20 protein-coding genes are annotated in these 20,084 nt (G+C 67.4%); 12 read left to right on the top strand and 8 right to left on the bottom strand.

Annotated features, from left to right (window positions below; all coding sequences use genetic code 11):
- Nucleotides 1-7 precede the first annotated feature (7 nt).
- The 8 genes from ACP7AB_RS15070 to ACP7AB_RS15035 are packed head-to-tail and all read right to left on the bottom strand — an operon-like array spanning nucleotide 8 to nucleotide 8,090.
- Nucleotides 8-1,048 carry a protein-glutamate methylesterase/protein-glutamine glutaminase gene (locus ACP7AB_RS15070; protein WP_425992721.1) on the bottom strand — a complete coding sequence of 347 codons (1,041 nt, stop codon included), beginning with the start codon at nucleotides 1,046-1,048 and terminating at the stop codon, nucleotides 8-10.
- The gene (locus ACP7AB_RS15065) at nucleotides 1,045-1,929 is read right to left on the bottom strand and encodes a CheR family methyltransferase (protein ID WP_425992723.1); all 885 of its coding nucleotides are present in this window, start codon (nucleotides 1,927-1,929) and stop codon (nucleotides 1,045-1,047) included. The genes ACP7AB_RS15070 and ACP7AB_RS15065 overlap by 4 nt, the downstream gene beginning before the upstream one ends.
- Complete coding sequence (locus ACP7AB_RS15060) at nucleotides 1,926-2,384, bottom strand: chemotaxis protein CheW (RefSeq protein ID WP_425992725.1); 459 nt, start codon at nucleotides 2,382-2,384, stop codon at nucleotides 1,926-1,928. The genes ACP7AB_RS15065 and ACP7AB_RS15060 overlap by 4 nt, the downstream gene beginning before the upstream one ends.
- Before the next feature lie 2 nt (nucleotides 2,385-2,386).
- Nucleotides 2,387-4,699: a chemotaxis protein CheA gene (locus tag ACP7AB_RS15055; protein ID WP_425992727.1), complete on the bottom strand. Its 2,313-nt coding sequence runs from the start codon at nucleotides 4,697-4,699 to the stop codon at nucleotides 2,387-2,389.
- A gap of 3 nt (nucleotides 4,700-4,702) precedes the next feature.
- Nucleotides 4,703-5,068 carry a response regulator gene (locus ACP7AB_RS15050; protein WP_425992729.1) on the bottom strand — a complete coding sequence of 122 codons (366 nt, stop codon included), beginning with the start codon at nucleotides 5,066-5,068 and terminating at the stop codon, nucleotides 4,703-4,705.
- Nucleotides 5,065-5,343 carry an STAS domain-containing protein gene (locus ACP7AB_RS15045; RefSeq protein ID WP_425992731.1) on the bottom strand — a complete coding sequence of 93 codons (279 nt, stop codon included), beginning with the start codon at nucleotides 5,341-5,343 and terminating at the stop codon, nucleotides 5,065-5,067. The genes ACP7AB_RS15050 and ACP7AB_RS15045 overlap by 4 nt, the downstream gene beginning before the upstream one ends.
- Nucleotides 5,343-7,277, bottom strand: a complete 1,935-nt coding sequence (locus tag ACP7AB_RS15040; protein ID WP_425992732.1) for a methyl-accepting chemotaxis protein — start codon at nucleotides 7,275-7,277, stop codon at nucleotides 5,343-5,345. The genes ACP7AB_RS15045 and ACP7AB_RS15040 overlap by 1 nt, the downstream gene beginning before the upstream one ends.
- Before the next feature lie 51 nt (nucleotides 7,278-7,328).
- Nucleotides 7,329-8,090, bottom strand: a complete 762-nt coding sequence (locus ACP7AB_RS15035) for a TorF family putative porin (protein ID WP_425992733.1) — start codon at nucleotides 8,088-8,090, stop codon at nucleotides 7,329-7,331.
- A 556-nt stretch (nucleotides 8,091-8,646) separates the two neighbouring features.
- Here ACP7AB_RS15035 and ACP7AB_RS15030 point away from each other — a divergent pair.
- The 12 genes from ACP7AB_RS15030 to ACP7AB_RS14975 all read left to right on the top strand — a co-directional run bounded on the left by ACP7AB_RS15030 (nucleotide 8,647) and on the right by ACP7AB_RS14975 (nucleotide 20,081).
- A complete protein-coding gene (locus ACP7AB_RS15030; RefSeq protein ID WP_425992735.1) occupies nucleotides 8,647-10,143 on the top strand; it encodes a sensor histidine kinase in 1,497 nt (498 codons plus the stop codon).
- Complete coding sequence (locus tag ACP7AB_RS15025) at nucleotides 10,140-10,751, top strand: response regulator transcription factor (protein ID WP_425992737.1); 612 nt, start codon at nucleotides 10,140-10,142, stop codon at nucleotides 10,749-10,751. Before ACP7AB_RS15030 ends, ACP7AB_RS15025 begins: the two co-directional genes overlap by 4 nt.
- Before the next feature lie 209 nt (nucleotides 10,752-10,960).
- A complete protein-coding gene (rutB, locus tag ACP7AB_RS15020) occupies nucleotides 10,961-11,674 on the top strand; it encodes a pyrimidine utilization protein B (protein WP_425992739.1) in 714 nt (237 codons plus the stop codon).
- Nucleotides 11,675-12,067: a pyrimidine utilization protein C gene (gene rutC / locus ACP7AB_RS15015; protein WP_425992741.1), complete on the top strand. Its 393-nt coding sequence runs from the start codon at nucleotides 11,675-11,677 to the stop codon at nucleotides 12,065-12,067.
- 50 nt (nucleotides 12,068-12,117) lie between these two features.
- Nucleotides 12,118-12,423 (top strand): DUF3147 family protein, encoded by a 306-nt coding sequence (locus ACP7AB_RS15010; RefSeq protein WP_425992792.1) that lies wholly within the window; start codon nucleotides 12,118-12,120, stop codon nucleotides 12,421-12,423.
- Nucleotides 12,411-13,220 (top strand): pyrimidine utilization protein D, encoded by an 810-nt coding sequence (rutD, locus tag ACP7AB_RS15005; RefSeq protein WP_425992794.1) that lies wholly within the window; start codon nucleotides 12,411-12,413, stop codon nucleotides 13,218-13,220. Before ACP7AB_RS15010 ends, rutD begins: the two co-directional genes overlap by 13 nt.
- Before the next feature lie 12 nt (nucleotides 13,221-13,232).
- Nucleotides 13,233-14,306, top strand: coding sequence for a pyrimidine utilization protein A (rutA, locus tag ACP7AB_RS15000; RefSeq protein WP_425992743.1), 1,074 nt, complete (start codon nucleotides 13,233-13,235; stop codon nucleotides 14,304-14,306).
- A gap of 3 nt (nucleotides 14,307-14,309) precedes the next feature.
- On the top strand, nucleotides 14,310-15,143 hold the full coding sequence (locus ACP7AB_RS14995; protein ID WP_425992745.1) for an enoyl-CoA hydratase-related protein: 834 nt from the start codon (nucleotides 14,310-14,312) through the stop codon (nucleotides 15,141-15,143).
- 183 nt (nucleotides 15,144-15,326) lie between these two features.
- Nucleotides 15,327-16,964 (top strand): TldD/PmbA family protein, encoded by a 1,638-nt coding sequence (locus ACP7AB_RS14990; RefSeq protein ID WP_425992747.1) that lies wholly within the window; start codon nucleotides 15,327-15,329, stop codon nucleotides 16,962-16,964.
- 22 nt (nucleotides 16,965-16,986) lie between these two features.
- Nucleotides 16,987-18,315 (top strand): TldD/PmbA family protein, encoded by a 1,329-nt coding sequence (locus tag ACP7AB_RS14985; RefSeq protein ID WP_425992749.1) that lies wholly within the window; start codon nucleotides 16,987-16,989, stop codon nucleotides 18,313-18,315.
- A 28-nt stretch (nucleotides 18,316-18,343) separates the two neighbouring features.
- Entirely contained in the window at nucleotides 18,344-19,051 is a 708-nt protein-coding gene (locus ACP7AB_RS14980; RefSeq protein WP_425992796.1) for a DUF4159 domain-containing protein, read from the top strand.
- 31 nt (nucleotides 19,052-19,082) lie between these two features.
- Nucleotides 19,083-20,081 (top strand): AAA family ATPase, encoded by a 999-nt coding sequence (locus tag ACP7AB_RS14975; RefSeq protein WP_425992751.1) that lies wholly within the window; start codon nucleotides 19,083-19,085, stop codon nucleotides 20,079-20,081.
- Nucleotides 20,082-20,084: the final 3 nt, after the last annotated feature.

Below are 20,084 nucleotides of genomic sequence, written 5' to 3'. Positions count from 1 at the left end.
AAAATCCTCAGACGACTGTCTGGGCGCGGGACGAGGCGCACAGATCGAGAATGGCGGATGAAAGACGGTTGAGCGGGAGCTGGCGTTCGACGGCGCCGATCTCGTGGGCGACGCGCGGCATGCCGTAGACGACGCAGCTGGCCTCATCCTGACCCAGGGTGTGGGCGCCGGCGCTGCGCATCTCGAGCAGACCTTGCGCGCCGTCGCGGCCCATGCCGGTCAGGATGACGCCGGTCATGGGTCTGCGCAGGCGGGCGATCGATCGGAACAGGACGTCGACCGACGGGCGGTGGCCGCTGACCGTGTCGCCCTGGCTCAGGCGGCAACGCGGCGTCGCGCCCGAAACCTCGAGATGGGCGACGCCGCCTGGGGCCAGATAAATGTGACCGGGCATCAGCGTCGCGCCGTCGACGGCCTCGCTGACCGTGGCGGCGGACATCTTGTCGAGGCGGGCGGCGAAACTGGGCGTGAAGGTCGCCGGCATGTGCTGTGTGATCACCGTCGCCGGGCAGTTGGCCGGGAAGGCGGACAGGAGAGTGATCAGGGCTTCCACGCCGCCGGTCGAGGCGCCGATGGCCAGGATGTGGTCGGCGCCCGGGCGGTGATCGGTGCGCGGACGCGGCGCTTCGACGGCCTCGCGGGCCCGGACGCGGGAGCGGGCGGCGGTCTTCACCTTCAGGGTCAGTTCGGCGAAGGCCTCGACGGCGGTAACGCCCGCGCCGGGTTTGCCGACCGCATCGATCGCGCCCATCTCCAGCGCTCTGAGGGTGACCTCGGCGCCGGCCTGGGTCAGGGTCGAGACCATGACCACGGGCATGGGCCGCAGGCGCATGATCTTCTCGAGGAACTCCAGCCCGTTCATGTTGGGCATCTCGACGTCGAGCGTGATGACGTCGGGGTTCAGGTCCTTGATCAGGGCGCGGGCTTCCAGCGGATCGGCGGCCGAGCCGATGACCTCGATCTCCGGATCGCGACGCAGGGCGGCCGTGATCAGGCCGCGCATCGTGGGCGAGTCGTCGACGACCAGAACACGGATGGGCGCACTCATGGCGCCAGCCTGTAGGTTGTGAGGCCGGCGGGGGTCAGCTGGTTGACGGCGGACCCGCTGACCCGTTCCGAATGACCGATGTAGAGGGTGGCGCCGGGGGTCATCAACGGGGTGAACCGCTTCCACACCCGCTCCTGGGTCGCGTCGTCGAAATAGATCACCACGTTGCGGCAGAAGATGACGTCGAACTTGTGCCGCATGGGCCAGTCGCCGATCAGGTTCAACTCACGGAACGAGACGAGCTCGCGCAGCGCGGCATTGGCCGACAGCATGTCGCGGCCTTGTGCGGGCGCCTTGTCGAAGAAGCGGTTGCGCAGCATCGGCGGCGCGGCGTCCAGGTGTTCCGCCGAATAGACCCCGGCGATGCCGTCGGCGACCATGTTCGGATCGATGTCGGTGGCCAGGATGCGGAAGTCGAGATCGTTGGCTTCCGGCAGGACCGCCAGCACGGTCATGGCCATGGAATAGGGCTCCTGCCCGTTCGAACAGGCGGCCGACCACAGGCGGACCCGCTCGCCCCGACGGGCGCGCTCGGCCAGACCCGGCATGACCTGGTCGCGCAGGTGTTCGAAATGGTGGGGCTCGCGGAAGAAGCGGGTAACGTTGGTCGTCAGGGCGGCCGTCATCAACTGGCGCTCGTCCACGCCGTCCACGCCCTGCACCAGTTCGCAGTAGTCGCGGAAGCTGCGCAGACCCAGGGTCCGCAGCCGCTTGGCGAGGCGCGAATAGACCAGCGCGGCCTTGCCGTCGTTCAGGGCGATTCCCGCATAGCTGTGCAGGATTTCGGCGATGTGGCGGAAGTCCTCGGCGGTGAAGACGAACTCGCCTTCGACCAGGGATTCACGCCCGGCGGCCCTTCGTGACCCTGAATCCGACGTCATGCGGCTTCGGCTTCGACTTCTGGAACGATCCGGTCCAGCTCGATCAGGCTGATCAGGCGGCCCTCGAGGGCGAACAGGCCTTTGACGAAGGACTTCACCTGTTCGCTGGCGACATCCGGCGTCGGCTGCAGCGCTTCGTCGGTCAGCTGGATAATATCCGACACGGCGTCGACCAGCAGGCCGACCATCCGCCCGCCGATATGGGCCACCATGATGACGTGGCGCTCGGACGGTTCCGAAGTGCGCAGGCCGAAGCGGGCGCCCAGGTCGATGATCGGCAGGACGGCGCCGCGAAGATTGATGACGCCCTTCATGAAGCCAGGCGCGCGGGGAAGCGGCGTCGCCGGGGTCCAGCCGCGGATCTCCCGCACGGACATGATGTCCACGCAGAACTCCTGCTCTCCGATACGGAAGGCGATCAGCTCACGGGCGGCGGCGTTGGTGGCTTCGGTCATGATCAGCTCGCGATTTTCAGTTCGGAACGCGCCGCCTCGTGCCGCACGAACCGGCGGCGCGAACCGGCGACAATGGCGTCGACGTCCAGGATCAGGGCGACGCGGCCGTCGCCCAGGATGGTCGCGGCGGCGACGCCCTCGACCTGCTGGTAGTTGGTCTCAAGGCTCTTGATGACCACCTGGCGCTGGCCCTGGATGGCGTCGAACAGCAGGGCGGCGCGCGTGCCGGCCTCGGTCTCGATGACCACGGCGACGCCGGTGCCGGCCTCGAGGGGCACGTCGCGGAAGCCCATGCCGAGGGCGACGTCGATCAAGGGCACGAACTGGTCGCGGAAGCGGATCACCGGGTCGTGGCCGCCGACGTAGTGGATGTCTTCCAGACGCGGCGTCAGGCTCTCGACGATGGCGGTCAGAGGGGCGACCAGGGTCTGGTCGGCGCCGGTGACGACCATCCCGTCCAGCACCGCGAGCGTCAGCGGCAGGCTGAGGGTGAAGGTCGAGCCCTTGCCGGGCGTCGAGGCGATGGTGATCCGGCCGCCCAGCGCCTGGATCGAGCGACGCACCACATCCATGCCCACACCCCGGCCCGAGACGTCGGAGATGACTTCGGCGGTCGAGAAGCCGGGCAGGAAGATCAGGTTGTCGATCTCGTCGTCGGTCAGGGCGGCGTCCTCGGCGATCAGGCCGCGCGAGACGGCGATTCCCTTGACCCGTTCGCGGTTGATGCCGCGACCGTCGTCGGAGATCTCGATGACGATCCGGCCCGAGCGGTGCAGGGCGGCGAGGCGCACCGTGCCTTCCACCGGCTTGCCGGCGGCGGCGCGATCTTCCGGTCCTTCAAGACCGTGGTCGATGGCGTTGCGCAGCATGTGGGTGATCGGTTCGGCCAGGCGTTCGACAACGGTCTTGTCGACCTCGGTGTCCTCGCCGGCGGTGACCAGGCGGACACGTTTGCCGGTCATCTCGCCGACTTCGCGGACGAGGCGCGGCATGCGCTGGAACACCGACTTCACCGGCTGGGCGCGGATGGCCATGACGCTGTCCTGGATCTCGCGGGTCAGCAGTTCGAGGTCTTCCAGACCGACCGAGATGCCGGACGACCGGGCCAGGCCGCTCTCGATCACCCGCTGGGCCAGCATGGCCTGCTGGATGACCAGTTCGCCGACGACGTTGATCAGACGATCGACGCGGTCGAGATCGACGCGGATGGTGACGGCGGCGGGCGCAGCGGGCGCGTTGGCCGCAGCCGGGGTCGCGGCATTGGCGGCGGTTGCGGCCGGGGCGGGCTCCGGGATCGGCGCCGGCGCGGCGGCCGGCTGAACGACGGGGGCGACCTGGGCGACCGGGGCGGGCGCGGGCGCGGGCGCGGGCTCGGCGACCACAACGACCTCGGCCTGGGCCCGGGCCAGCAGGGCGGCGATGTCGGAGTCGGGAGCGGGCGTGGGCTCGGCTTCGACGGCTTCCGTTGCCGCAGAAGCCGGACGGATCGACAGGTCACAGTCGCTTTCGACGAAGTCGAAGACCTCGTGGATCGCGGCCTCTCCGGCGTCGGTCGTCAGCTCGATGGTCCAGGACAGATAGGACTCCTCGGCCTCCAGCGCGTCCAGCTGCGGCACGGCGGAGACGTCGAGATCGACGGTCATCTCGCCGAGATGCGAGAGCTCGCGCAGCAGCAGGCCGGTCTCGTTGGCGTTGACGTACATCCGGCCGTGCGGACGGAAGACGATACGCCAGGCGTTTTCGGCAGGGGCAGCGGCGGGTGCGGCCGGTTCAGGCGGCGCATCCAGAGCGGCGAAGTTGAAGGCGACGGGCCGGAAGCCGAACTCGTCGGCGCCGTCGTCCGCCGGCGCGGCCACGACCGGGGCGAAGGCGGGTTCGATGTCGGCGCCCCCGGCGACGGCGGCCGGGCCGGCCTCGCCGTGCGTCAGGGCCTCCAGCTCGGCCACCAGACCGGCCGAACGGGCCTCGTCGACCGGCGCGCCCTGACCGCGAGCGGCGGCGATATGGTCGGCCAGCACGTCCGAGGCGCGCAGCAGGGTCTTGACCGTGACGTCGTCGCACGGCTTCCGCTCCGAACGGATCTCGTCCAGCAGGGTCTCAAAGACGTGGGCGAACCGCACCAGGGCGTCGAGGCCGAAGGCCCCTGCTCCGCCCTTGACCGAATGGACCGCGCGGAAGACGGCGTTGACCGTCTCCATGTCCGCGCTGCCCTGCTCGATGGCGAGCAGGCCCGTTTCCAGGTCGGCGAGCAGCTCGTCGCACTCCTGGAAGAAGACGACCTTGATCGCCTCGAAGGGATCGACCGCGTCACTCATCGGTCAGGCCGCCACGCGACGGACGGCGTCGACCAGCCTGGCCGGGTCGAACGGCTTGACGATCCAGCCAGTGGCGCCGGCGTCGCGGGCGCGCTGTTTCTTCGCGGCATCGCTCTCGGTCGTCAGCACCAGCACGGGCGTGGCGCGATGGTTGGGGTCCGCTCGGACGCCCTCGATCACGCCGAAGCCGTCCATGCGGGGCATGTTGATGTCGGTGATGATGACGTCGGCCCCCTCGGCCGCCAGCGTCTCCAGACCATCGATGCCGTCGACGGCCTGGATGACGCGGTAGCCCGCCTCGACCAGGGCCATCATCAGCATCTCGCGCATGGTGCGGCTGTCATCGATGGTCAGCACGGTCTTGATCACGAGAGGGCTCCCAGCGGGCGATCGGCCGAGGCCGCCCCGAATGCGTTCCATTGATCGGCGAACTCACGCGACACCTCGTCGATCTTCAGCACATGGCCGTCGGCGGCCCAGGTCTTCTGCGCCGAGATCAGGACCTGGAGGCACAGACCGCCCAGGCGCTCGACGCGAGAGGCGTCGATGACGAGCGGCTGACCGCGCATCGGCAGCAGGGCCGCCTTCAGCGCATCGGCCTGGGCCAGGTCGAGGACAGGCGGAAGGGACAGGGAGGCGCTCATCAGAACTCCTCCCAGCCGTCCTCGGAGGCGACCGGCTGGGGCTTGCGTGCGGCCCCGCCGGAACCGACGGTGCGCATCTGGGCGACCGGACGGTTGGCTGGACGGGGCTGGGACCGGGGCGCGCCACGCTCCGCCGGAGCGTGGGCCACGGCGCCGATCTGGAAGCGCGACACAGAGCCGGCCAGGGTCTCGGCTTCCTGCGACAGCGAGTGGCTGGCGGCGGTGGATTGCTCGACCATCGCGGCGTTCTGCTGAGTGACCTGATCCATCTGGTTGACGGCGGTGTTGACCTGCTGAAGGCCGGTGGCCTGTTCCTGGGCCGAGGCGGCGATCTCGGACACCAGGCCGTCGATCTCGGCGACGCGGCCGACGATGCGTTGCAGCGCCTCGCCCGTCTGGCCGACCAGGGCGACGCCGGCGTTGACCTGGCTGGTCGAGGCCGAGATCAGCACCTTGATCTCCTTGGCGGCTTCGGCGGACCGCTGGGCCAGGGCCCGGACCTCGGAGGCGACGACCGCGAAGCCGCGTCCGGCGTCTCCGGCGCGCGCGGCCTCGACCCCGGCGTTCAGGGCCAGCAGGTTGGTCTGGAAGGCGATCTCGTCGATCACGCCGATGATCTGGCTGATCTCCTGGGCGGACTTCTCGATCGCGCCCATGGCGCCGACGGCGTCGCGGACGACATTGCCCGAGGTCTCGGCGTCGCCCTTGGCGGCCTGGACGGTCTCGGAGGCCTGGCGGGCGCCCGAGGCCGTGCGGTTCACCGTGGCCGTGATCTCGTCCAGGGCGGCGGCGGTCTCCTCCAGCGAGGCGGCCTGTTGTTCAGTGCGGCGCGACAGGTCGTCAGAGGCCTGGGCGATCTCACCGGCGCCGGAGCGGATGGCCGAGACGTTGCCGGCCACCACCGACATGGCGTCCTTGAGCTGGCCGATGGCGGCGTTGAAGTCCTCCTTCAGCTTCACATAGTCGTCGGGGAAGGACTGGGTCAGGGTGTAGGTCAGATCGCCGCGCGTCAGGTGATCCAGGCCTTCGCCCAAGGCGGCTACGACGCTGGCCTGTTCACGGGCGGCGGCGTCGGCGGCGCGCTGGTTGCGGGCGCGCTCCTCGTCCGACTGGCCGCGCAAGGCGGCGCCCTCGGCTTCCAGACGGGTCTTCTCGATGGCGGCGTCGCGGAAGGCGATGACCGAACGACCCATCTCGCCGAACTCGTCCTTGCGGACGACGCAGGGGACTTCGAAGTTGGTATCTCCGCCGATCAGGCGGCGCATGTAACCGATCATGTTGTTGACCGGACCGACGATGCCGCGGGTCAGGATCAAGCCGAAAGCGACCGACAGGATCAGGGCAAGACCGACCCCGACCATCAGGGTAAGCCGCGTCGAAGCAAACGCGGCCTCATTGGCGGCGTTGGCGGCGTCGATCCGACCCTGGGCACGCGAGCGGATGTCCTCGAACGCCGTCTCCACCTGCTCCATGTGGCGGCCGGCGACGCCGGACTGGATGATGGCCACGGCCTGCCCCCGCGTTGCCGGATTGGCCGCGAGACGGGTTTCCTTCTCGACGATTTCAGTCCGATAGGTGGCTTCGGCCTGCTCCAGGGTGTCGATTCGGCCCGCGGCGCCGTCGATATGCGCCAGCTGCTCGCGCAGCTTGGCGATCCCCGCATCAAACGCGAGGGATTCCTGCTCGATGACACTCAGATATCTGGGGTTTTGGTAAACGACGTAGACCCGGGTGTTGCTCTCCATCTTCGACAAGGAAAGCTTCAGGCCGTTGATCGTCTCAATGTTCTTCTGCTCAAGAGACACCGCCTCTTTTCGGGTTTCGAGGCCGTTCACCTGCAGGAGGATCGCCGCACTCAGCGCGACGATGATCAGCACGATGAACGCAAAGGCACCGGCCAGTCTTCGTGAGATTTTGATGTTGGCGAGGGTCACGGTGAGTTCCTTCTCAAGGAGCCGCTTGACAGCAGCCGGTCAGGGTTGCGGTCAGAAAGAATAGGTGAGGGCGGCGACCAGACGGCTTTCGTAGGCATCGCCGTAACTGTGGCCGTCGGTGTCATACCAGCGCACATCGAGGGCCAGGTGGTGCGGCAGCTTGCGCTTCACGCCGACGTTCCAGGCCGCGTATTCGGCCCCGCCGTCGGCGGTGCGGTTCCCGATCGCGGCGGTGGCCTTGGTGTTGTCATCCAGAGCGATCCCGCCCTGGAATTCGACCCACCAGGCTTCCTTTGTCGAGGCGAACCCGTCCGCCGAATAGTTGACGCGGAGCCGGGTCGAGACCGGGCCGACCTGGCCCGAAAGGTCGGCCTGATACTCGGTGATGTTGGCGTCGATGCCCGCCCGGGTTCCGGGGAAGTCCCGATTGATCACCGCCACGTCCAGACCGAAATCGGCGACCGTGGTGCGGTAGCCCAGGGTCGTCACGAATTCCGCGTCCGAACCCTGCGACAGTTCGGCTGACGAGGCGAACAGGCTGCCGTAGAAGCCATTGCTGGACAGTTCGATCGAGCCCGAGGCGCTCGGCTCGCCGTTGCTTCGTCCGACGCCCTTGGTGACATACTGGCTGGCCACGCCCAGGGTTCCCGTGAGGCGGGGCCCGGCCGGGGCCGGGGCGGCGGTGGGGCCTTCTGCCAGAGCCGTGCCGGCGATCGACAGGGAGAAGAGCGTCAGGGCAGCACCCGCGATACGACCCGCAAGCGGGCTTCCAAGCCGGCGTGGCGATCCGCCCCTGTTGATCGTCCCGTACATCCAGCCAGCTCCAGGTTGATTATCAAGCGTGGTTTCTGGCTAGACCGATCTCGATTATTGTTGGTAAACAGACATTTAGGTATAAATACGTAATCGTGGGGCGGCCCCCTCATTTCGAAACGACCGGGTGGGGGCGCGGCCGGCCTGTCTGTGCGGACACCGGTTACCCGCATGCGCCTGCGAAAGCCGGACGCCGTCCCCGTCCCAGGCCCGGACGAGCCGCTGCCGGGACCCGAATGACTGCGGCGCGGGACGGATTCGCCCACGGGCCGCGACGTCTGCCGACGGACACCCGGTTCAACGATCCGCGATTTCCGTGATGGACGAATCAGGGTTCGCGCGGTCAACACTCTGATTATTCACGAAGGGATGAATGCCATGTGCCCGAATCTCCTGCAGTCGGACGTGGAGACCGCGCCGCACCCGGGCCGTTCCCGGGCGGTTGCGCCGGGCGGTGACGGCGTCTTCGGTCCGCGATGCCGGTCAGGGACACGCCGCGTCGTGACACGGACGAACTGCCGCAGGCCCCACAGCACCGAATGTGTTTATCGGAATCATGGCTGATTTGATCCGCCCCGGCCTCCGACGCGTCGACCGGCCCTGGCCGCGATTGACAGACGTCGTCGCCAAGGTCGTCCGCTGGGCGTCGCGGGGTGCAAACGGCTACATGCTCGCGATCGCTTCAGTCGCCCTCGGCGTTGTGGCCCTCCGCCTCGGGGTCGTGGGCCGGCTTCAGTATCTGCCCCTGATCCCCGCCGTCCTGATACCGGCGCTTCTGGCGTCACGCGGGCCCACCATCCTGGCGATCGGGCTGGCGGTGATGTCCAACATCATTCTGGTTCAACGCGAGGAATTGGGCGACACGATCGTCTATGCCCTGTCGTTCGCCGCCATCGGGCTGGCCGTCGGCGAGATGGCGACGGCGCGCCGCTCCGGGAAGGCCAGCGTAGCGGCGCTGGCGTCGGAGCTGAAGCGGCGCGAGGCGACGCTCGAGGCCATGCTGGCCGCGACGCCCGTGGCGACCCTGGATGCGCAGGGCGTCGTGCTGACCATGAGCCGGCCGGCCTGCGCGCTTTTTCAGACAACCGAGCCCGAGGCCGCCGGCCGGGCCTTCAAGGATTTCGTGGCGTCCTTCGATGCCTGGGCAGCGGATACACCCGCCAAGGGTGATTCCCCGCTGCGACGGTACTGGATGGCCCGCCGCTCCGACGGCAATCTGTTCCCGCTGGGAATCAGGGTGGCCTATGTCGATGCCCATACGAGGTCCTCGCGGGTCATGTTGACCCTGACCGACCTCAGCGACTGGCACTCCGCGCAGGCCAGGAATCAAGAGCTCAGCGAACAGCTGAACCAGGTCTGGCGTTTGAATTTCCTCGGCGAAATGGCCGCGATCCTGTCCCATGAGCTGAACCAGCCCCTGAGCGCCGCGGCGATCTACATGCAGGCGGCCCAGACCGATCTGGCGCGGACCCCGCCGGTCATCGCCAATGCCAGCCGCACCCTGGACCTGGCCAAGGGACAGGCCCTGCGGGCGGGAGAGGTCATCCGCCACGCCCGCGACCTGCTGAAGGTGGGATCGCAGACGCTGAAGCCCGAGCGCATGACGTCGATGCTGTTGGAAATCGGGCCCATGCTGAAGCTGATCGCGCCCGCAGCCGATGCAATGATCAGAATCGATATCGGCGCCGACAACGACCTCGTCATGGCCGATCGCATCCCTTTCCAGCAGGCCATGATCAACCTTGTCCGAAACGCCGTCGAGGCGGTCAGCGGCCGCGATCGCCGCGAGGTCCACGTCCTCGGCCATGCCGTCTCGGCGACGCACTATGAGATCCGCGTCGAGGACAGCGGCCCCGGCGTGCCCCCCGAGGAGGTCGCGCGAATCTTCACGCCGCTGACCACCACCAAGGCCGACGGCATGGGCCTGGGCCTGTCGGTCACACGGACGATCGTCGAGGCCCACCACGGCGCCCTGACCGTCGCGACCAGCCCCCTGGGCGGCGCGGTCTTCGCCTTCTGTCTCCAACGCGTGCAGGAAAGCCGGCAGCCATGATCTTGCCCCCTACCTTCGTGATCGAGGACGATTTCGCGGTCCGCGACGCCCTGGTGACCCTGCTCCGGGCCGAAAGCGTGCCGGCCCGGGGCTTTGCCAGCGGGACCGATTTTTTCGACAGGATGCCGGCCGACGCGGTCGCCTGCGTCGTCACCGATCTTCGCATGCCCGGACTGGACGGCGTCGAGGTCGTGCGCCGCGTCGCAGAAATGAAGGGCAATGCCTGGCCCATCATCGTCATAACCGGCCATGGCGACGTCGCCGCGGCGGTCGAGCTGATGAAGTCGGGCGTCGTCGATTTCATCGAGAAACCGTTCGATCCCCCTCGTCTGCTCGAAGCGGTGCGTGGGTGTCTGATTCATTTGATGAACGATGGCAGCGCGCGTCAAAGCCGGCTGGAGGCCGCCGCGCGTATCGCCCAACTGAGCCAGCGGGAGAGCCAGGTCTTCCGCGCCCTCGTCGAGGGGCGGTCCAACAAGGAGATCGCCGCGGACCTGGCCATCAGCCCGCGCACCGTCGAGATCTTCCGCGCCAAGGTCATGACTAAGATGCAGGCGAACAGCCTGTCGGCCCTGGTCCGGATGGGACTGGCGTCGCCTGCCGACTAGAGCGTTCGACGGGTGAGTTGCGGCGCCCTTGGAGCGCGGACCTCCAGGTCCGCTCTTCGGCGGCGACAAGAGCGGACCTGGAGGTCCGCGCTCCTTTGATTCCTTTTGACCGCCGAACGCTCCTGACCCTACGGCGCGAAGCGGCTGCGCCACGACATAAGTCGCTCCAGCCGACTTGGCGTCGCCCGCGCATCTGTCATGGTGCAGGGATGGCCACCCTCACCCTGCCCTGCCGACCCGAACCGCTGGAGATCGATCCGGCGAAGACGGCGGTCATCGTCATCGACATGCAGAACGCCTACGCCTCCCCCGGCGGCTATCTGGACCTCGCAGGTTTCGACATCTCCGGCGCGGCCAGGGTGATCGAGAACACCAGGGGGGTGCTCGAGGTCGCGCGCCGTGCGGGCGTCCAGGTCATCTATTTCCAGAACGGCTGGGACCCCGCCTATGTCGAGGCCGGCGGGCCCGGCTCGCCCAACTGGCACAAGTCCAATGCGCTGAAGACCATGCGCGCCCGGCCCGAACTGGCGGGGACGCTCCTCGCCCGTGGAACGTGGGACTACGAACTGGTCGACGCGCTCAAGCCGCAGCCGGGCGACATCTGCCTGCACAAGTCCCGCTACTCCGGCTTCTTCAATTCCCAGCTCGACAGCGTCCTGCGCTCGCGCGGCATCCGCAATCTCGTCTTCGTCGGCATCGCCACCAACGTCTGCGTCGAGTCCACGCTCCGCGACGGCTTCTTCCTCGAATATTTCGGCATTGTGCTGGAGGACGCCACCCATCAGGCGGGGCCGGAGTTCGTGCAGCAGGCCGCGATCTACAATATCGAGACATTCTTCGGCTGGGTCTCCAGCGTCGCCGACTTCAAGGGCGTCGTCGGTCAGATCGCGCCCCCGGAATCGAAAAGCGCACAGGAGACCTGAATGCCCAAGACCGTCATCACACCGCCCGGCACCGTCACCCCGATCGCCCCCTTCTCGCCCGGCACGCTCGCCGACGGCGTCGTCTATGTCTCGGGCACCCTGGCCTTCGACAAGGACAACAGCGTCGCCTGCGTCGGCGACGCCGAGGGCCAGACGCGCATCGTGCTGGAGACCATCAAGTCGGTCATCGAGACCGCCGGCGGGACCATGGACGACGTGACCATGAATCACATCTTCCTCAAGGACTGGTCCGACTACGCCGCCCTGAACAAGGTCTATGCGGAGTATTTCCCCGGCGACAAGCCGGCGCGGTTCTGCATCGTCTGCGGCCTCGTCCGCCCCGACTTCCTCGTCGAGATCGCCACCATCGCCCACATCGGCAAACGCGCCTGAGCCCGCTCGCGACCCTGCTGATCAAGGCGGTCATCTCCGCGATCCTGATCGTGGCGGCGGCCGAGATCGCGCGCCGCCAGCCCGGCATCGGCGCCCTGATCGCGTCCCTGCCGCTGGTCTCGGTGCTCGGCATGATCTGGCTCTGGTCGGCCAGGCCCGATGCGGAGAACATGGCGCAGCACGCCCAGGCGACCTTCTGGTACGTCCTGCCGTCCCTGCCGATGTTCCTGCTGATCCCGATGCTGCTGAGGCGCGGGATGGCGTTCTGGCCCGCACTCGGCCTCGGCTGCGCCCTGACCATCGGCCTCTATCTGGCGATGACCGCCGTCGGCCCGCGCTTCGGATTGAAACTGTGACGACAGGCATCGCCGACGGCCTCTATTGGGAAATCCACGACGGACCCGAAGACGCGGCGTCGGTCATCCTGTCCGCCGGTCTCGGCGGATCGGCCGCCTTCTGGGCCCCGCAGATGGAGGTCCTGACCGAGCATTTCCGCGTCATCCTCTACGACCATCGTGGCACGGGTCGCAGCGACCGCAGCCTGAAGCCGGATCATTCCGTCGCCTCGATGGCCGGGGACATCGTCGCGGTCCTCGACGCCACGGACACGGCCAGGGCCCACCTCGTCGGCCACGCGGCGGGCGGCAACGCCGGGCTGCAGCTGGCGCTCGACCATCCCGAACGGCTCGACCGGCTGGTCGTCGTCAACGGCTGGTCGCGGCCGGACCCGCATGTCGCCCGCTGCTTCGCCGCCCGCATTCGCCTGCTCGAGGCCTTTGGCCCCACCGCCTATGTCGAGGCCCAGGCGGTGTTCCTCTATCCGCCCGACTGGATCAGCGAGAACGACGCCCTGCTGAAGACGCAGGACCACCATCACATCCAGACCTTCCCCCGCACCGACGTCATGCTGGCCCGGATCGGCGCACTGCTGGCCTTCGACATCGACGACCGGCTCGGAGAGATTCCGCACCCGGTTCTGGTCGCCGCCTCGGCCGACGACATGCTGGTTCCGCCGCTCCTGTCGCGACGTCTGGCCGAGGGTTTGCCCACCGCGACGCTCGATGTCGTCCCCCGGGGCGGACACGCCTTTACGGCGGCGGTTTCCGGTGCGTTCAATGCGCGCCTGGTCGCCTTCCTGAACGGCGACGGCTGAGGGGCGATCATCATGGAAGTCGGCGTCTTCGTACCGATCAACAACAACGGCTGGCTGATTTCCGAGACCGCGCCGCAGTACATGCCCTCGTTCGATCTGAACAAGCGCATCGCCCAGCGCGCCGAGCACTACGGCCTCGATTTCCTGCTTTCGATGATCAAGCTGCGGGGGTTCGGCGGCAAGACGGAGTTCTGGGAATACGGTCTGGAGAGCTTCACCCTGATGGCCGGGCTCGCGGCCGTCACCGACAGGATCAAGATCTATGCGACCTGCCCGACCCTGGTCATCCCCCCGGCCTTCGCCGCGCGCATGTGCAACACCATCGACAGCATCAGCCACGGCCGTTTCGGCCTGAACCTGATCACCGGCTGGCAGAAGCCGGAATACTCGCAGATGGGTCTTTGGCCGGGCGAGGAGCATTTCCGTAACCGCTACCAGATGCTCGACGAATACGCCCGCATCCTGCGCGAGCTGTGGGAGACGGGTCGCTCGGACTTCAAGGGCGACTACTACACGATGGACGACTGTCTGGTCCGGCCGACGCCGTCGACGGACATGAAGATCATCTGCGCCGGATCGTCGGACGAGGGGCTGGCCTTCTCGGCCCAGTGGGCGGACTACGCCTTCTGCCTCGGCAAGGGGGTCAACACGCCCAGGGCCTTCGCCTTCAACAACGAGCGTCTGGCCGAAGCCACGGCCAGGACCGGCCGCGACGTGAAGATGTTCGTCCTCGTCATGGTCATCGCCGCCGACACAGACGAAGAAGCCATGGCGAAGTGGAAACTCTACAACGACGGCGTCGACGTGGACGCGATCAGCTGGCTCAAGGATCAGGGCGCGGCCGACAAGGTCAACGCCACCACCAACGTCCGCCAGCTGGCCGCGCCCGAGGGGGCGGTAAACATCAATATGGGCACGCTGGTCGGTTCCTACGCGAGCGTCGCGCGGATGCTGGACGAGATGTCTGAGGTTCCCGGCACCGGCGGCGTCCTGCTGACCTTCGACGATTTCGAGACCGGCATCGAGGACTTCGGCCAGAAGATTCAGCCGCTGATGACCTGCCGCGCCAATGTGAAAGCCGCCTGAGCCTTGCCCAGTTTTGAGATCACCCGCGACGGCCCGGTCGCGCATCTGCGTCTGACGCGGCCGGAGGCGTCGAACGCGCTCAACATGGATTTCTGGCGTCGCTTCGGGCCGGAACTCAAGGCGCTGGATGCGACGGGCGAGGTCCGCGCCCTTGTCCTCTCCGGCGAGGGCCGGAACTTCTGCGCCGGCATGGACATCTCCGTCTTCTCGGGCGGCGCGATCCTGAACACCGACAAGGCCGGTGACCGCCAGGCCTTCCACCAGACCGCCCGAGACTTGCAGGAAACCCTGACCACGCTGGAAAAGGTGCGGTTCCCCGTCATCGCCGCCATCCAGGGCGCCTGCGTCGGAGGCGGGCTCGACCTGATCGCCGCCTGCGACATCCGGCTGGCGTCGCAGGATGCGTACTTCCGCATCGAGGAAATCAACATCGGCATGATGGCCGATATCGGCAGCCTGCAACGCCTGCCGAAGCTCATGCCCGAGGGCGTGGTGCGGGAACTGGCCTATACGGGCGCCACCTTGACGGTCGATCGCGCCGAACGGCTGGGCATGATCAACGCCGTCCTGCCCGACGCCGAGGCGGTGGTCACGGCGGCGCTCGACATGGCGAAACGGATCGCGACCAAGGCGCCGCTGGCGATCTCCGGGTCCAAGGCCGCCCTCAACCACGCCCGCGACCACAGCGTCGCCGAGGGGCTGGAATGGATCGCCGTCATGCAGGGCTCGCTGTGGAGCCCGGCCGATGTCACGGCCGCGATTCAGGCGCGCATGTCGCGGGCGGAGGGCGAATTCGCCCCGCTCTCGCCGCTGCGACCGTTTGACCCGGCGGTCTGAAAACCCGCCAGCACTGGGGTCGGCGTGAAGATTTCGTAATGATCAGCCTGAATGGCTCCGATCGTTTGACCTGTGTCATCCGCCTGTCAAAGATGCGGCCCGCGTGACGAGGGGGCTCTGTGCGATGCCCGCTCAACACCGCCTGTGCGCCCCCGCGGCAGGCCATTCGGGTGGAGAGAAGCCTTGGATAGACGTTCATTCCTCGCCGCTTGCGGCATCGGCGCGGGCGGGCTTCTGCTGCCCGGGTTCGCCGGACGCGCCATCGCGGAATCCCAGCTGGTCGAGACCATCGACATCGCGGTCAAGAAACGCCTGGCCGACGCCGGCCTGAGCGCCGCCTCGGCTGCCGGAGCCAGCTATTGCGACGTTCGCGTCGGCCGCTACCTGCGCCAGTTCGTGATCACCCGCGAAGCCAACGTCCAGAACATCGTCAACACCGAGTCGATCGGCACGGGCGTTCGGGTCATCGCTGACGGGGCCTGGGGATTCGCCGCCACCAACGACATGACGGCCGAAGCTGTGGCCGAGGCCGCGCGCCTCGCCACCGCCATCGCCAAGGCCAACGCCCGGAACCAGACCCAGCCCGTCCAGCTGGCCCCCACCCCCGGCGTCGGCGAGGTCAGCTGGAAGACCCCGATCCGCCGCAACGCGATGGAAGTGCCGATCGCCGAGAAGGTCGAACTGCTGCTGGGCGTCAACGCGGCGGCGATGGCGGCCGGTGCCAACTTCGTCAACTCGCAGCTCTTCCTGGTCAACGAGCAGAAGTATTTCGCCAGCTCTGACGGCTCCTACATCGACCAGGACGTGCACCGCATCTGGGCCCCGATGTCGGTCACGGTCATCGACCAGACCTCCGGCAAGTTCCGCTCGCGTCAGGGGCTGTCGGCCCCGATGGGCCTCGGCTACGAATATCTGGAAGGCCGGGCCGAGGACAAGCTGGAGTCGGCCAACGGCGCCGTGATCAGCTACGGCATGTCCTACGACATGCGCGAGGATGCGGTCGCCGCCGCCCGTCAGGCGCGCGAGAAGCTGACCGCCAAGTCGGTGGAGCCGGGCCAGTACGACCTGGTCCTGGACCCCGATCACCTCGGCCTGACCATACACGAGTCCGTCGGTCACCCGCTCGAGCTCGACCGGGTTCTGGGCTACGAGGCCAACTATGCCGGCACCAGCTTCGCCACGCTCGACAAGCGCGAGAGCCGCTTCCAGTACGGGTCGGAGATCGTCAACCTGTTCGCCGACAAGACCCAGCCCGGCAGCCTGGGCGCGGTCGAGTACGACGACGAGGGCGTCAAGACCAAACAGTGGGATCTGATCAAGGACGGCAAGCTGGTCGACTACCAGGCGACCCGCGATCAGGTTCACATCCTGGGCAAGAACGCTTCGGACGGCTGCTCCTACGCCGACAGCTGGTCGACGGTTCAGTTCCAGCGGATGGCCAATGTCTCGCTGAAGCCCGGCACGCAGCCGATGACCCGCAACGACATGATCTCGAACGTCGAAAACGGCATCTACATCCTCGGCCGCGGGTCGTTCTCGATCGACCAGCAGCGCTACAATGCCCAGTTCGGCGGCACCCTGTTCTACGAGATCAAGAACGGCGAGATCACCCAGCCGCTCGAGGACGTCGCCTATCAGATGCGCACGCCCGAGTTCTGGAACGCCTGCTCGGCCATCTGTGACCAGAGCGACTACCGCATGTTCGGTTCGTTCTTCGACGGCAAGGGCCAGCCCAGCCAGGTGTCCGCGGTGAGCCACGGCTCATCCTCGACCCGCTTCGACAAGATCAACGTCATCAACACCGCGCGTTCGCTCGGTTGATCGGACCCAAGGGAAAAATCACATGAGCATCATGACGGAAGCCGAGGCCAAGACAATCCTCGACAAGGTGATCGCGCTGTCGACCGCCGACGAATGCACCGCCCAGCTGGACGGGACGATCGATGGAAACATCCGCTTCGCCCTGAACAACGTCTCGACCTCGGGGGTGATCACCAACACCGATCTCGCTGTGCAGGTTGCGTTCGGCAAACGCGTCGGAACGGCCTCGATCAACGAGTTCTCCGACGAGGCCCTGGCCCGGGTGGTCAAGCGGGCCGAGGACCTGGCCAAGCTGGCCCCCGAGAACCCGGAGTTCATGCCGGCGATCGGGCCCCAGACCTATCGCGCCACCGACACCTTCAGCGCATCGACGGCGGCCATCACGCCCGAGAACCGCGCCGAGATCGCGCGCGCATCGATCGAACCCTGCAAGTCGCAAAGCCTGATCGCCGCGGGCTTCCTGAACGACAACCAGAGCTTCACCGCCTTCGCCAACTCGAACGGCGCCTTCGGGTATCAGCGCTCCACCGAGATGGACTACACCTGCACCGTGCGGACCGAGGACGGCACGGGATCGGGCTGGGTCGCCCGCAACCTCCAGGACGCGAGCACCTTCAACGTCGACACCGACATCCAGATCGCCATGCGCAAGGCCAGCGCCTCGCGCGATGCCCAGGCGCTGGAGCCCGGAAAATACACGGTAATCCTGGAGCCGGCCGCGGCCGCGGGCCTGATCTCCTTCATGTTCAACTTCTTCGACGCCCGGGCGGCGGACGAGGGACGCAGCTTCCTGTCGAAGCCCGGCGGTGGCAACAAGATCGGCGAACAGGTCTTCGATCCGCGCGTCAACGTCTACTCCGATCCCCGGCACGCCGAGACCCCCGCCCTGCCCTGGGACGGTGACGGCCTGCCACGCGAGCGCGTCAACATCGTCGAGAACGGCGTCATCCGGAACCTGGGCTATTCGCGCTTCTGGGCCGACAAACAGGGCAAGCCGGCGCAGGCCCAGCCGGGCAATATCATCATGGAGGGCGGGACCAAATCCACGTCCGACCTGGTGCGCGAGACCGAGCGCGGCATCCTGGTGACCCGCACCTGGTACATCCGCATGGTGGACCCGCAGACAGTGCTGCTGACCGGCCTGACCCGCGACGGCACCTTCTACATCGAGAACGGCGAGCTCAAATATCCGCTGAAGAACTTCCGCTTCAACGAGTCGCCGGTGATCATGCTGAACAACATCGACGAACTGGGCCGTTCGGTCCGGGTCGGCGATGACGGCCCGACCATGATGATCCCGCCGATGCGCCTGCGTGACTTCACCTTCACCTCCCTGTCAGACGCCGTCTGACCGGAGAGGGTGCGTGTCGCGTTCGAGTATGACACGCGCGGATGCCTTGCGACTGCTGACCGGCGGCGCGCTGGGGGCCCTGCTTGCAGGCTTCCCGCGCGCCGCCGACGCGCAGGCGAGCTATGATTTCTGGTTCACCCGGCTGCGCTATGATTCCGGCGACTGGGACGTGGACCAGCGGATGCCGGCCAACATCCTGACCTCCCTGGTCGACTACACCAACCTGCGGGTCGATCCCCAAGAGCGGGTCGTGGCCCTGGCCGATCCGGCCATGCTGACCGCCCCCTTCTGCTATCTCGCCGGCCACAAGCTGGTGGAGTTCAACGCGGCCGAGGCGCGCAATTTCGAACGCTATGTCCGCAACGGCGGCTTCGTCTTCGTCGACGACTGCAACCACGATATCGACGGCCTGTTCGCCACCACCTTCGAGCGCCAGATGGCCTCCATCTTCGGCGCCGAGGCCCTGAAGAAACTGCCCAACGACCACGCCATCTACCGCAGCTTCTTCGAGTTCGAGGACGGTCCGCCGGCGACCAGTTTCGAACTGAACGGCTGGGGCGACGACCTGATCCACGACTACCTCAAGGGCATCGAGATCGATGGCCGGCTGGGCGTGCTGTATTCCAACAAGGACTATGGCTGCGAGTGGGACTACGACTGGCGCAACAAGCGCTTCCTGGCCGAGGACAATACGAAGTTCGCGGTCAACATCATCCTCTACGCCCTGACGGCCTGACCTTCCGCCTCTCCTCCTCCCCGGAGCCTCTATGACCACGCCCACCCAATCCGAGATCGACGCACGGCTGGCCCAGCTCGGCAAGCTGAAGGCCGCGATCGGCCAGGCCATCGTCGGCCAGAACGAGGTCGTCGAACAGCTGCTGATCGGCCTGCTCGCCGGCGGCCACTGCCTGATCGAGGGCGTCCCCGGCCTCGGCAAGACCCTGCTGGTCCGCACCCTGGGACAGGCCCTGCAGCTGGAATTCCGTCGGGTCCAGTTCACCCCCGACCTGATGCCCTCGGACATCCTCGGCACCGAGGTGCTGGAGGAGGATCACGGCACCGGCCACCGCAGCTTCCGCTTCCAGCCCGGCCCGGTCTTCACCAACCTGTTCCTCGCCGACGAGCTGAACCGCACCCCGCCCAAGACCCAAGCCGCCCTGCTGGAGGCGATGCAGGAGCACACGGTCAGCTACGCCGGCGTGACCCACAAGCTGAACGAACCCTTCTTCGTCCTGGCGACCCAGAATCCGCTGGAACAGGCCGGCACCTATCCCCTGCCCGAGGCGCAGCTTGACCGTTTCCTGCTCAACATCCGCGTCGGCTATCCGACGGCGGAGGAAGAGCGCGCCATCCTCGTTCAGACCACCGGCGCCGGCGCTGGCGCGGTGCCCCAGGTCATGGTCGGCGAGGATATCGTCGCCCTGCAGAAATGGGTGCGCGAGGTCTATGTCGGCGAAGCCCTCCTGACCTGGATCACAGCCCTGGTCCGCGCCACCCGGCCGTCGGCGGACTCGCCGAAAGCCATTCAGGACTATGTCCGCTGGGGCGCCGGTCCGCGCGCCGGTCAGGCGCTGGTCCTCGCCGCCAAGGCACGCGCCCTGCTGCATGGCCGTCTGGCTGCAACGCGCGAGGACGTCGTCGCCCTGGCCGCACCGGTCCTGCGTCACCGCATCCTCCTGTCCTTCGCCGCCGAGGCGGAGCGCAAGACGGCCGACGACGTCGTCGCCGCCCTTCTGGCCGCCCTGCCCGCACCCGCGCCCGACTGATCC

It is taken from the genome of Brevundimonas sp. TWP3-1-2b1 (assembly GCF_049896165.1).
Classification (GTDB): Bacteria; Pseudomonadota; Alphaproteobacteria; order Caulobacterales; family Caulobacteraceae; genus Brevundimonas; species Brevundimonas subvibrioides_B.
Note: the sequence above shows the minus strand (reverse complement) of the source record. Positions and strands in the feature narration are given on the sequence as shown.

Coding starts and splice junctions, on each gene's coding strand:
- ACP7AB_RS15035 (WP_425992733.1), bottom strand. CDS start 8,090: ATGTACGGGACGATCAACAGGGGCGGATCGCCACGCCGGCTTGGAAGC.
- rutC (WP_425992741.1), top strand. CDS start 11,675: ATGCCCAAGACCGTCATCACACCGCCCGGCACCGTCACCCCGATCGCC.
- ACP7AB_RS14975 (WP_425992751.1), top strand. CDS start 19,083: ATGACCACGCCCACCCAATCCGAGATCGACGCACGGCTGGCCCAGCTC.
- ACP7AB_RS14985 (WP_425992749.1), top strand. CDS start 16,987: ATGAGCATCATGACGGAAGCCGAGGCCAAGACAATCCTCGACAAGGTG.
- rutA (WP_425992743.1), top strand. CDS start 13,233: ATGGAAGTCGGCGTCTTCGTACCGATCAACAACAACGGCTGGCTGATT.
- ACP7AB_RS14980 (WP_425992796.1), top strand. CDS start 18,344: ATGACACGCGCGGATGCCTTGCGACTGCTGACCGGCGGCGCGCTGGGG.
- rutB (WP_425992739.1), top strand. CDS start 10,961: ATGGCCACCCTCACCCTGCCCTGCCGACCCGAACCGCTGGAGATCGAT.
- ACP7AB_RS15065 (WP_425992723.1), bottom strand. CDS start 1,929: ATGACGTCGGATTCAGGGTCACGAAGGGCCGCCGGGCGTGAATCCCTG.
- ACP7AB_RS15025 (WP_425992737.1), top strand. CDS start 10,140: ATGATCTTGCCCCCTACCTTCGTGATCGAGGACGATTTCGCGGTCCGC.
- ACP7AB_RS15030 (WP_425992735.1), top strand. CDS start 8,647: ATGGCTGATTTGATCCGCCCCGGCCTCCGACGCGTCGACCGGCCCTGG.
- ACP7AB_RS15070 (WP_425992721.1), bottom strand. CDS start 1,048: ATGAGTGCGCCCATCCGTGTTCTGGTCGTCGACGACTCGCCCACGATG.
- ACP7AB_RS15060 (WP_425992725.1), bottom strand. CDS start 2,384: ATGACCGAAGCCACCAACGCCGCCGCCCGTGAGCTGATCGCCTTCCGT.
- ACP7AB_RS15055 (WP_425992727.1), bottom strand. CDS start 4,699: ATGAGTGACGCGGTCGATCCCTTCGAGGCGATCAAGGTCGTCTTCTTC.
- ACP7AB_RS15045 (WP_425992731.1), bottom strand. CDS start 5,343: ATGAGCGCCTCCCTGTCCCTTCCGCCTGTCCTCGACCTGGCCCAGGCC.